This window comes from Bacillus mesophilus (genome assembly GCF_011008845.1).
GTDB classification, from domain to species: Bacteria; Bacillota; Bacilli; order Bacillales; family SA4; genus Bacillus_BS; species Bacillus_BS mesophilus.
Genome location: NZ_JAAIWM010000001.1, coordinates 527,325 through 539,218, shown reverse-complemented (window position 1 = coordinate 539,218; position 11,894 = coordinate 527,325). Strand labels below are relative to the sequence as shown.

Below are 11,894 nucleotides of genomic sequence, written 5' to 3'. Positions count from 1 at the left end.
TCCTAACGATGAGGTGAGTACGCATGAGTTATAAAGATCATTTAGATCCACATTCTCAATTGTTTCACCATAATTGGACTAGACCGAAGCACGCAAGCTCACAAGTTAATGGACATACAATGAGATCTCAGTCCATTATCAGAGCGTTGAGTAATGCAAAGGCACACAGGATGTTTTAAGGCATTTCTAAAAAACACAAAAAGAAAGAAGACAGTTTCTGTCTTCTTTCTCTTGTTTAATAAGTGTGTTAGTAAATGACAACTGTTTGGTCAATGACTTCACAGCCTAGAGATTTATCTTCAAAATATTGAATGTCACGAGCTTTTTTATCTATTATGGCCACATAAAATAGATCTTCACCGTGATTTCTAGTCCAACAATCAGCTACGATATAACGTTCATCCATGTAATGTACATAAACATTCATAACCCCAGGTAAATGCTGAAAATAGGTATGTTCAAGTCTAAAAATCTCCTTTTTCATAGGAGAGTAGAAGTAATCCTCTTCGGTTGAAACAAAATATACCGTGTCATTAAAGATCCGAATAGAATGGTAGGAAAATCCTTTTGGAAGTGGATAACTGTTTTTCTGAAAGGTATCTTTATTTAGTTCAATTAGTTCTTCTTTACTTTGGTGGAATTCCTTCCTGATATAGTAGATGTAATCTGCATTTTCAGCTATCACCCGAATAAAACCATTTCCACCCATTTCATCTAGTATATATGGATGAATCGGAAACTCTGCTTTAACATCTTTTATATACTGCTTTAATGAAATGACCCCGATGTACTCTTTAACTTTTAGAGAATCTTGATTTCTTGCTAGATCTTCTTTTTCCCATGTTTCAGAATAGAAGGGGTTTAGCAGGAGGTAAGGTTCCCCTTTATGAGCAAAGATGGTAGGGGTAGATATGGACTCATGAAAGGTCGTGTCGTTTATTACATATTGCTTATCTTTCTTCCCATCAAATAAATAATAGGTGACTTCATCATCATAGCTATTTGGATCCATCTTTCTAATAATAAACATGACTTCTGATTGAGTCATGAATACACCTTCTAGCTCTGCATCGAAAGGGAAATGGACAGAACCAATTTCAGAAATTTCTTTGCTAAGTAGATTAAACCTGTAAAACGTATAAAATACTTGATTAGTTGATACGATGCGAACGGCATAGCTAAGAAAAGGAAATTCATAAGGAAATTCAATGGCATCGCGAACAGAATGAATAGCCTTTGTTCTTTGCCCTTTCTTCTCATAAATTGTAAAATCAGCCACTGGAAAGACAGTGGTTGTTTTGGATAGATAAAATAGTGATGAGTCAATAAGATCGATTGGATAATAATGTTCATTCGATGAATTGTTTTTTAAAGAAATGACCTTCATTTATGTAGCTTCTCCCCGATAGTACAGAATATATAAATAGTAACAGAACCATATGTATAAGAAAAGAGAGACCTGCGGAGTAATCTCCGCAGGTGAGGAAACTTATCTTGATTGAATTTGATCTAACTCATCTTGTAACACACGTAACTGCTCTTGTTCAGCTACTGTTGAATTCGCATAAGCTGATGATAAAGCATTTTTTGCGATATCAATCGCTTGGTTAACATCAGTTGAGCTATTTCCGTTAGAGGCTTGTTTGGCAATTGCAACTGTTTCTCGGGCTTTTTGAAAAAGTTGATTAGCCATTCTTATACGCCCCCGTAAGAGCTTTTTTCAACATTTTCTAACTTCTTCTCTTCAGCTTCTGCCAAAGTTGAATGATACGGGATTCTTTCATCATGCTTAGTAACAAAATCTGTGCCTTGTTGAACAAAGCGCTTGGATTTATTGCTTCGACCCATGACTCCATTCCCCCCTTAAGATAAGTAACGCTTGTTTTTAGCGTCATTTGTTAGCTTGCGATGGAAGCAAGAAACCTATTCGAGAGATAATTTGCTAAAAAAGTTATCTTTTTGGTAGTTTTAATATTTCTTCTAGGTAATGAGCAATTCCATCTTCTTCATTCGTCTTCGTTACAAAAGAAGATATATTCTGAAGTTCGGCGATAGCGTTGCCCATCGCTACTCCATGTCCTGCATATTCAATCATTTCTAAATCGTTATCTTCGTCACCAAATGCAATAATTCGTTCTGTTGGTACTCCATAATACTCTGCAATACGCTTTAGACCTACTGCCTTATTTAGTCCACTTTTTACGATTTCAATAACATGCCAAGGGGCACCCCATCTTCGATGATCAATAACCTCTGCATGAACATCTGATAAGTGCGTTCTAATTTCTGATACCTTTTCTTCATCCGCATGTATTAAGATGGAAGTAGGATCATTTGAAAGTGTTTGAAGTAAATTACCGGTAGATATCTTCGTACTTCCACCACTAAAAAGATCAATAAAATGCGAATCATGATAATGAAAGTAAACATCATCGATTACTTCAGCCAAGATATTTTTAATCGTAAAGCTTTCGCTGGCCTCTACGATCTCTTGTGCTGTCTTAATATTAATAGGCGAATGATATGTACCCCAAGTGGAAGAAGTAGGGTGGTGGACAAAAGCTCCATTAAAGTTAACAATAGGTGTTGATAGTTCTAATTCTTTATAATAGCGATCACTCATACGAAACGGTCTGCCGGTAGCAATAACGACATGATGCCCCTGGTTCATTGCATCTTGTAAGGCATTTTTAGTCCGCTCTGAGATCACTTTTTCTTCTGTTAATAAGGTTCCATCTAAATCAACAGCAATTAAATGTGGTTGTATCATGATTTTCTCCTCTAGTATTATTCTCTTGATATTGTTTTAAGTTTACCGTTATTTAATTTCTATTGTCCACTTTTTCTAAATAGTCATGAAGTAGGTGTCATATGAAAAACTTTACTCTTTTTGAAGTTGCTTTAATTATTTTGGTTACCTTGGCAGGTATTGCCTGGTCCATAATGTTTAACATCCTTTTATTGATTGGATTTATGCCGGGGTTTTTATTTTTATTTTATCTATGTTTTAAAAAAGGGAATGCTCTTCGTGAGCTTTTTCAGTATGCCTTACAGGGGTTCATGAAAACAAAGGAAGTAATGTTAATTCTAACATTAGTTGGGCTTTTATTGCCTTCTTGGCAAGCAGCAGGCACCATCGATGGTATGGTTCAGCTCATACTTTCATTTATGAATCCAGACTATTTTTTCATATCAGCATTTTTAAGTACCTTACTCGTTTCAATGATACTTGGAACTAGTGTCGGTTCACTTAGTGCCATAGGAATTCCAATCATAGGAGCAGCTCACACCCTAGGATTATCAGTAGAATTAACAGCAGGTGCACTAGTCTCTGGTGCGTTTGTCGGGGATCGAACGTCTCTCTTTTCTAGTGCCAATCAGCTTTTATCTAATACATTAGAAATTAATCGTAAGTTGTTTCAAAAAACACTATGGAAAAGTGGATCTGTTGGTATTGGTCTTTCGCTACTCTTCTTCTTTATAGCAGACATTCAGTTGAAGGAGAAAATGGATTCACTCATGGTGAGTAAATTTGAGGGGAATATCATTGTCATGATTCCTATCATTTTACTTATATTACTAGCACTTATACGATTCAATATTAAAACTTGTTTTATGGTGAGCATTGCTGCTGCATTAGTTATTATGGTGTTTTATCAAGGAGTTCCGCTACAATTTGACGTTCTTTGGAATGGGACGAAAACATCAGGAGGTGGACTTGAAAAGATGATTTCACTAGTAGCCTTCATAGGATTAGCTGGCGCGTATAATGGGATCGTAGAAGCACTAGGGATCTTTCACTCTTTTTTAACAAGATGGTTACAATCCTCCGAAACATTACTAGCAAAAACCTGGAAAACAATGTGTGCAACCATGTTTATATCATTATTGGCATGCAATCAAACATTACCAATTATCTTAACAGGGAGAACTTTTCTGTCAGATTGGACAAAATCTAAGCATAGAGATCAGTTAGCCAGAGTTATGGCGGATTCATCAATGTTATTTGCGGGTATGATTCCCTGGAGTGTACTGGCAATTATGTGTAGTACCATTCTAAGAGTGCCGATTCTTGATTATCTAATCTATGCTATTTACCTGTGGAGTCTACCTTTTGTCACCTTAATTTTTTCTTATCATATGACTAGAAGAAATAGAAATACTTCAAATATACCGGAAGTAAGCACATCTCTTTAAACGCTCTTAGCATGTAGGGTATACTTAGGATAGAAATGACTTGAAAGGGGGTTACATGGATGGATCAAGCAATGGAGGAAAGCATGTATGGCGCTTTAGAGACAGTAAATGACCCTGAATTAAACGTTGATATCGTCAACTTAGGGCTTGTTTACGGAGTCGATCTAGATGAACAGGGAGTCGCTACAGTTACAATGACTCTTACTTCGATGGGTTGTCCATTAGCAGGAACGATTGCAGATGAAGTAAAAAGGGCATTAGCCGACTTGCCAGAGGTAAAAGAGACAGAGGTAAACATCGTTTGGAGTCCACCTTGGACAAAGGATAAGATGTCACGCTATGCGAAAATTGCCTTAGGTGTTGCAGATAACTAATGACTGTCGACTTTGTCGGCAGTTTTTTTGTTAGGTATTGTATTGCCGGTTATGATGATAACTTGATAAAATATAGTAAAATCAATGAATTCGGTATTTTTGATGAGCTTATTACATATACAATCATAATAACTAAAGTTTATATAGCAATTTGAAAAATTACTGGTACCAATATTTATCAAATAACAAGTTAGTTCATCGTGAAAAAAAATGCCTTAAACGGGTACAATAAAGGTGCAACCCAATTAAACAAAGGAGGGTGCACGATGGGACAAAGTCGTCAATTCATGCCAGGAAAAAAAGCACCAAATAACGGTATTTATGTGGAGATTGGTGAGACAGGAAGTAATGTAATGAATCCAAAGCAGATTCATTTAAATGCGGGAGATACTTTTCCTGAAACTTCTAACCACAATCGTAAATGGAGCTATAAGCGAAAGCCGTGATCAAAAAAAGCCATCTCATTGCCGAGATGGCTTTCCATATACATATAAAAAATGGTCGGGGGGCACGTGATCATGAATTCTAATCAGCTAACAGAGCGACTTCGTGAAGCTTTATTAGGAGCACAGAAACTAGCAACCAGACTCTCACATCCAGAGGTAGATCAGTTACATATCCTTTCTATTTTATCAAGCCAAGATGAAGGTATCTTTCACTCCATTCTTAAGAAATTAGAGATTGATCAAGAAATATTATGTAAGGAAATTGATTCTTTGTTAAAGAAAAGACCAGTTGTTAGTGGAGCTGGAAATGAAAGTGGGAAAGTTTATATCTCCAGTTTACTACAACAAGCATTTGTGACAGCAGAAAAGTACAGTCAGGATTTCCAGGACGAATATATATCAGTTGAACATGTATTACTTGGATTTGCAGAGGAAAATGAACGTAACGAAGTATATACTTTATTTAAAAAATTCAATTTAACAAAGGACATATTGTTACGAGTTATTAAAGAAATTAGAGGTGGACAGAGAGTGACAAGTACAAACCCTGAGGCAACTTACGAAGCATTAGAAAAGTACGGAAGAGATTTAGTGCAAGAAGTTAAATTAGGAAGAATTGATCCAGTAATTGGTAGAGATGAAGAAATTAGAAGGGTCATTAGAATTTTATCTAGAAAAACAAAAAACAATCCTGTTTTGATAGGAGAACCTGGAGTGGGAAAGACTGCAATTGTGGAGGGGCTTGCACAAAGAATAGTACGAAAGGATGTACCAGAAGGGCTTAAAGACAAGAAGTTGTTCTCACTTGATATGAGCTCGTTAGTTGCGGGTGCAAAGTTTAGAGGAGAATTCGAGGAGAGGTTAAAGGCAGTATTATCTGAGATTAAAAAAAGTGAAGGTCAAATCCTCTTATTTATTGATGAATTGCATACTATTGTGGGAGCTGGAAAAGCGGATGGAGCACTAGATGCAGGGAATATGCTAAAGCCTATGTTAGCTCGAGGAGAACTTCATTGTATCGGTGCGACTACATTAGACGAATATCGTAAATATATAGAAAAAGACCCAGCCTTAGAGCGAAGATTTCAACAAGTCTTGGTTTCGGAACCAACGATTGAAGACACGATCTCTATACTCAGAGGCTTGAAGGAAAGGTTCGAAATTCACCATGGTGTTAATATACAAGACAAAGCAATTGTAGCCTCTGCAATACTTTCTAATCGATATATTACAGACCGATTTTTACCTGATAAGGCCATTGATTTAATTGATGAAGCGTGTGCGACGATTCGGACTGAAATTGACTCAATGCCTAGTGAACTAGATGAAGTTATGAGAAAAATGATGAAACTTGAGATTGAAGAAGCGGCTTTAGCCAATGACTCGGATTCCAGTAGCAATGAGAGAATGAGTGAGCTTAAGAAAGAATTAGAATACCTTAAGATCAAAGCAAATGAGATGAGAGAGCAATGGCAAAGTGAGAAGGAAGCGATTCAAGGAATACAATCATTACGAGAGTCTCTAGAAAAGGCAAAAAGGGATTTAGAGGAAGCAGAAAGTGACTATGATTTAAATACTGCTGCAGAACTTCGCCACGGACGAATTCCTCAGCTAGAAAAGGATATAAAGCTCTTTGAAGAGAGAGCCATTGAGCAGCAAAATCAACAACGTCTTTTAAAAGAAGAGGTTACTGAGGAAGAAATCAACGAAATCGTCTCAAAATGGACGGGAATCCCACTTTCAAAACTAGTGGAGAGTGAGAAGGAAAAGCTTCTCAATCTCGAGAGTCACTTGCAGGATCGAGTTATTGGCCAGGAAGAGGCTGTTACCTTAGTGGCTGATGCAGTAATTCGCGCAAGAGCGGGAATAAAAGATCCCAAAAGACCGATTGGTTCATTTCTATTTTTAGGCCCAACTGGTGTGGGAAAGACAGAGCTAGCAAAGTCCTTAGCTCAAGCCCTCTTTGACAGTGAAGATCATATTATAAGAATTGATATGTCAGAATATATGGAAAAGCATGCAGTATCTAGATTAGTTGGTGCGCCTCCAGGTTATGTTGGATATGAAGAAGGGGGACAATTAACCGAAGCAGTTCGAAGGAATCCATACTCAGTGATCCTATTTGATGAAATAGAAAAAGCACATTCTGATGTTTTTCATTTATTATTACAAGCACTAGACGATGGAAGAATAACAGATTCACATGGTAAAACAGTTGATTTTAAAAATACGATAATGATTATGACATCGAATATTGGTTCTCAGTACTTACTTAATGAGGTGGATGAGACTGAAGAGGCTCGTGAAAAGGTGTTTGGGCAATTACGAATACATTTTAAACCAGAGTTTCTGAATAGATTAGATGAAATGATCCTTTTCAAGCCACTAACTAGAAACGAAGTAGGAAATATTGTTGATAAACTAATCGTTGATTTGAGCAGTAGGTTACAGGGGCGTAAGATTGATCTTCAAATCACAAATGACGCAAAAAAGTATATTGTTGATGAAGGTTATGATGTTACCTATGGCGCAAGACCTCTCAAGCGTTTTATCCAAAAACATATCGAAACAAAGATCGCTAGAAAACTTATCGCCGGGGAACTAAAAGACGCTTCCATTGTAACCATCGATTATATGGATAATCACATTATACTGAAATGAAAAAAACGCCTTTCTAAAAAAGGCGTTTTTCATTAAAGAAAGTAATTAAAGTGTTAAAGGTGAATTCTATTTTTGTTGTTCTCTAATAGATTTTTCGATTTTGAGAAAACTGTAGTGGAGCGCAATGGAACGGACACTTATATAAATAGAAACAGGTATGTGGTAATACCGTAAAAAATGTTCCTAATGCCCTGCAGTAAAGTACGATAACACATACATCGAAATTGAAAATAAACACCCAATGCCAAGAATGCCATAAATGACAGCCTGTTTGTTCAGTTTAAAATATAAAAAATGAAGTAAGAGAGCCAGAGCAGTAAGCGTTAACCCGAATATCAGTCCAGAGCTATTATATAAGAAGCCTTTTCCGTTAACTATTTCTATTACAATCCAAATCCCCCAAGAAAGAAAAGAGCCGATAATAATGGCAGAGCATACCTTTTTCGTTAATGTCATGAATCTGTCTCCTTTCATCCATATAAAGTTATTATTATGTCTAGTATAAACGAAAATGAAGAAAACCCTTCAAAGATTCTGAAGGGTTTGTAATATTAGTGATGTTTTTGAGTGTTTTCCTTAGGCACTAAAGCATCTCCTAAAATGAAAATTAAGATGGAGAATACAACTGCAATGACAGTGCCTTGAGCAAAATCATATGTACCACCCTGCATGGAGTTAACCACATAAAGTACCATTTGGATTAATAAGAATGACCAGAAAAATGTCCAAACGTAACGCATAAAATCACCTCTATTTCTAAAAACATGTATTTTAATATTTTTTTACATATAAACATATTGTATCACAAGTAATATATAAAAATAACTATGATTAATACGATTAAATATTATCATAAAATTCGATAAAAAAGATAAAATAATTATGAACTTTTAATGAATAAGGAGGATTAATATGTCTGAGATACAAGAGGAATTAGAGCTTTTGTTAGATCAGGAAGAGTCCAACTTGACAGTAGTAGGTAAGAATAGGCTTAGAGAGCTATTAAAAGAAGCTGAAAAACAAGAAGGTGAATTTTCATAATAATAGGAAAGAGTTTTTTTGGGGGGGGGCTTTAATTAGTATTAGGAAGCGAGTGTTGTCCTAATTGAATGACTCCTTAGATTTGTGCCTGCCTATTATATAGAAGGAAAACAATTATTTCTTGAAAAGAATATCATAAAACTAGGCAAATCCCCTTTCAAGTGAAGGGTCGTTTACATACATTAATTATGTGCGCGAATCTTATCCAGGAACGAGCCTGAGCGGGGGAATAATAATATGAATCAAAAATTTTTTTTATTGGACGAAGAATGGAGCGTCGTTCACTTGCCGGAACGCCCAAATGGCTTTGCTATATTTATCATTGGGGATCGCAATCATTTTGTAGACAGTAGCTCAAGCTTTTGGATTCAAAATGCGGGTAGATATGCCTTCTTAGAACAGTTTCTTAGGGCTGGTTATACTGTATTTTATTCGAATTTATATGGACGTAACTGGGGGTCTCCAAAAGCGGTTAATTTAGCTAAACGACTATATCATGTTGTTATGAAAACTGAGATTTTAAATGAACATGTTCACCTTCTACTTGAAGGGATGGGGGCCTTAACAGGACTGGAGCTTATGGAAGAAATAGGGGATAAAGTGCGCTCTGTTTCTATGTTAAATCCTTGTCTAAGTTTACGTGAGCAGCTAAAGCATGAGCAGGAGAACAAATTGTTTTACAAAAGGATGATTCGGGAAGTGGTTGATGCATATAGCTGGGAGGAACACTCAATCGAGGAGTTAACTTCAAATCTGACAGCTCTAGATGAGTATAAATCAACCACACCAGTTAAAATATGGATTTCGACAGATGAACAAACGTATCAATCTAAAGAAATGGCACGCAAGTATGAACAGGTAAGGAAAGACAATGCGCCCATTCAGCTAACGCTGCATTTAAATGAAAAGCGGTTCGGTATTGGAAGTTCGATTATCCAGTTTTACGGTAAACATGAAAGAAAGCTTTAAAGCCCAAGAAAATGGGCTTTTTCTTATTAGTTATAAAATTTAAAGATGTTCAATAGCGAAGTTTGGTTAATGTGCTCACCGTAGACATAAATAGCCATACTTTATTTGCATTGCCACCTCCATAGCGAATTTACTCGACTTTGTCATAGAAGCATTTAACCATATCATAGAATAAACAAGAAGATCGGAAGGGAGCTATTAGATTGGAAGAAGCAATTGTAGTGGGTACTTTCAGTTTTCTAGGCTATAATCTTCTAACTAGGTTATTAGAAGATGGAGTCGTTGTTCACGGAATCGACTTTAAAGACGGGCAGGATTCAGAACGTGTTAAAGAGGAAAAAATATTAGCAATAGGACGTAATGCAAATTTTATTTCTTTAGAAGAAGAGGAATGGCCACAAATACTTCACCCAAAAGAAGGACCTAAGGTGAACGCCCTGTTTTATTGCCTTGATATGTTTAATCAGCAAACATTAACTAGAGCTAGTCAATCTTTAGAACAAGCAATTGAATATTGTAAGCTGCATTCTTGTCCCTTAATTTTCTCTTCATCTGTAGAAGTGGTTGATCATAATGAACGGCAAGAAATAACAGAAGACACTCCTATAAATCCAGTAACAGGAAAAGGGAAAATGTTTAATTCCCTAGAAGAAATGATTCAATCAAAGTGCAATGAAGAAGCGTGTTCGTATTTGATTCTTCGCTTTCCTACCCTCTATGGACCATGGCAACCAGATTCTTATGTGTATCAACGGGCTATCTTGGCATTGGAAGAAGGAAAAACAGAACAATTTATAGAAAATAAAGATGAGTATAAAGGTGACCTTCTATATGTGGGAGATGCTGTTCAAGCATTATTGAATGCTAAAAGCTGTTCAACCAGAAATGAACTGATTCACATTACTTCAGGAAAAGAGGGAGAGTGGGAGAAAGGATTATCCCATATTCTTAATAAAACGGTAAATCGACGAAACAAAAACCTTGTCCTTACCAATGATAAAGCAAAAGAACTACTTGGGTTTACTCCTAGAGTGAGTATTGAAGAGGGAATCGTAAATCAGAGAGAAACAAACCTTTTTATAAGCGGGAATGGAAGAAATAGGGAGTAAAGAGTAGATATTTGTAGGATTTGCGATTTATCCTTTACCATTTATATGGTTAAAGGGTAAAATATTCTGGACAAGCTAAAGCAGAATGAATCCTTTTTATATAAAAGCGGTAAAGATAAGGAAGTGACTAACACGTGAAAAAGCCACTTTTCGCACTTTTTATTTTATTATTCTTCTTAACTGGTTGTGCGAATTCCACGACAACAGGAAATATTGATAAAGTAGGTCTTCTAGTACCTGAAACTGTTAATGACCAAGTTTGGGGTACAAAAGGATATAAAGGATTACTTAAGATACAATCAGCATTTGGTGCAGATGTTTTTTACAAAGAGAGTATGAATAATAAAGAAGCAGTTTCTAAAGCAATAGACGAATTTTCGGAGAATGGTGTTACTCTAATTTTTGGTCACGGAAGTGAATATGCTCCATGGTTTAATCAGCTTTCGAAAAAATATCCAGATATTCATTTTGTTTGTTTTAACGGAGATGTCCGTGGAGATAACGTTACAAGCTTGACTTTTAAGGCTGATGCAATGGGATTCTTTGGTGGAATGGTTGCAGGGGAAATGACGAAAACAAACAAAGTGGGTGTCATTGCAGCATTTGAATGGCAGCCGGAGGTCAATGGCTTTTTTGAAGGAGCCATTTATCAAAATCCTAATGTTGAGGTTGAAATCAGCTATACAGAGGATTGGAATGATCCGGAAAAGGCACTTGTTCAACTAGAGAAAATGCTCAGCGAAGGTGCAGATGTTATTTATCCTGCAGGTGATGGTTATAATGTACATGTAATTGAACGCCTGAAGGAAAAGGGTCTCTATGCCATTGGTTATGTTTCTGAGCAATCAGATCTAGGAGAGGCAACTGTTCTAACTAGTACCATTCAACATGTCGATAAATTATATGAAGTTGTTGCTAAGGATTTCAATTTGGGGACACTAAAGAGTGGGAATATTTATTATGATTTTGATGATCATGTTATCACCATGGGGAAATATAGTCCTGTAGTAAATAAAGAATTGCAAGATGAGATCACCACCTCAATCAAAACATATATCGAGACTGGAAATCTTCCTAATCAAATAGAATAAAAAAGG

15 protein-coding genes are annotated in these 11,894 nt (G+C 36.2%); 9 read left to right on the top strand and 6 right to left on the bottom strand.

The features are described from left to right. Positions 1-23: 23 nt before the first annotated feature. Complete coding sequence (locus G4D63_RS02760; protein ID WP_163177445.1) at positions 24-179, top strand: YpzG family protein; 156 nt, start codon at positions 24-26, stop codon at positions 177-179. 68 nt (positions 180-247) lie between these two features. Here the strand turns inward: G4D63_RS02760 and G4D63_RS02755 are convergent, their stop codons facing one another. The 4 genes from G4D63_RS02755 to G4D63_RS02740 form a co-directional block, all read right to left on the bottom strand. Continuing rightward, complete coding sequence (locus tag G4D63_RS02755; RefSeq protein ID WP_163177443.1) at positions 248-1,387, bottom strand: hypothetical protein; 1,140 nt, start codon at positions 1,385-1,387, stop codon at positions 248-250. A 102-nt stretch (positions 1,388-1,489) separates the two neighbouring features. Beyond that, positions 1,490-1,693, bottom strand: a complete 204-nt coding sequence (locus G4D63_RS02750) for a DUF3813 domain-containing protein (RefSeq protein ID WP_163177441.1) — start codon at positions 1,691-1,693, stop codon at positions 1,490-1,492. A gap of 2 nt (positions 1,694-1,695) precedes the next feature. Further along, the gene (locus G4D63_RS02745) at positions 1,696-1,848 is read right to left on the bottom strand and encodes a hypothetical protein (RefSeq protein WP_163177439.1); all 153 of its coding nucleotides are present in this window, start codon (positions 1,846-1,848) and stop codon (positions 1,696-1,698) included. A 103-nt stretch (positions 1,849-1,951) separates the two neighbouring features. Continuing rightward, entirely contained in the window at positions 1,952-2,770 is an 819-nt protein-coding gene (locus G4D63_RS02740; protein WP_163177437.1) for a Cof-type HAD-IIB family hydrolase, read from the bottom strand. Positions 2,771-2,871: 101 nt separating this feature from the next. Between G4D63_RS02740 and G4D63_RS02735 the strand changes: the two genes are divergently transcribed. The 4 genes from G4D63_RS02735 to clpB all read left to right on the top strand — a co-directional run bounded on the left by G4D63_RS02735 (position 2,872) and on the right by clpB (position 7,678). Beyond that, complete coding sequence (locus G4D63_RS02735; protein ID WP_163177435.1) at positions 2,872-4,197, top strand: Na+/H+ antiporter NhaC family protein; 1,326 nt, start codon at positions 2,872-2,874, stop codon at positions 4,195-4,197. A 59-nt stretch (positions 4,198-4,256) separates the two neighbouring features. After that, positions 4,257-4,571: a metal-sulfur cluster assembly factor gene (locus tag G4D63_RS02730; protein WP_163177433.1), complete on the top strand. Its 315-nt coding sequence runs from the start codon at positions 4,257-4,259 to the stop codon at positions 4,569-4,571. Between the two features lie 266 nt (positions 4,572-4,837). Continuing rightward, the gene (locus tag G4D63_RS02725) at positions 4,838-5,017 is read left to right on the top strand and encodes a YjzC family protein (RefSeq protein ID WP_163177431.1); all 180 of its coding nucleotides are present in this window, start codon (positions 4,838-4,840) and stop codon (positions 5,015-5,017) included. 72 nt (positions 5,018-5,089) lie between these two features. Next, a complete protein-coding gene (gene clpB, locus G4D63_RS02720) occupies positions 5,090-7,678 on the top strand; it encodes an ATP-dependent chaperone ClpB (protein ID WP_163177429.1) in 2,589 nt (862 codons plus the stop codon). Positions 7,679-7,861: 183 nt separating this feature from the next. Here the strand turns inward: clpB and G4D63_RS02715 are convergent, their stop codons facing one another. Then, positions 7,862-8,134 carry a hypothetical protein gene (locus tag G4D63_RS02715; protein ID WP_163177427.1) on the bottom strand — a complete coding sequence of 91 codons (273 nt, stop codon included), beginning with the start codon at positions 8,132-8,134 and terminating at the stop codon, positions 7,862-7,864. Between the two features lie 95 nt (positions 8,135-8,229). Next, the gene (locus tag G4D63_RS02710) at positions 8,230-8,418 is read right to left on the bottom strand and encodes a YjzD family protein (protein WP_163177424.1); all 189 of its coding nucleotides are present in this window, start codon (positions 8,416-8,418) and stop codon (positions 8,230-8,232) included. A gap of 172 nt (positions 8,419-8,590) precedes the next feature. Between G4D63_RS02710 and G4D63_RS22015 the strand changes: the two genes are divergently transcribed. The 4 genes from G4D63_RS22015 to G4D63_RS02695 all read left to right on the top strand — a co-directional run bounded on the left by G4D63_RS22015 (position 8,591) and on the right by G4D63_RS02695 (position 11,888). Then, the gene (locus G4D63_RS22015; protein ID WP_275580228.1) at positions 8,591-8,719 is read left to right on the top strand and encodes a hypothetical protein; all 129 of its coding nucleotides are present in this window, start codon (positions 8,591-8,593) and stop codon (positions 8,717-8,719) included. 237 nt (positions 8,720-8,956) lie between these two features. After that, positions 8,957-9,688, top strand: a complete 732-nt coding sequence (locus G4D63_RS02705) for an alpha/beta hydrolase (RefSeq protein WP_163177423.1) — start codon at positions 8,957-8,959, stop codon at positions 9,686-9,688. Between the two features lie 203 nt (positions 9,689-9,891). Further along, entirely contained in the window at positions 9,892-10,797 is a 906-nt protein-coding gene (locus G4D63_RS02700) for an NAD-dependent epimerase/dehydratase family protein (protein ID WP_163177421.1), read from the top strand. A 134-nt stretch (positions 10,798-10,931) separates the two neighbouring features. Next, positions 10,932-11,888 (top strand): BMP family ABC transporter substrate-binding protein, encoded by a 957-nt coding sequence (locus G4D63_RS02695; RefSeq protein WP_163177419.1) that lies wholly within the window; start codon positions 10,932-10,934, stop codon positions 11,886-11,888. The last annotated feature ends 6 nt before the right edge of the window (positions 11,889-11,894 follow it).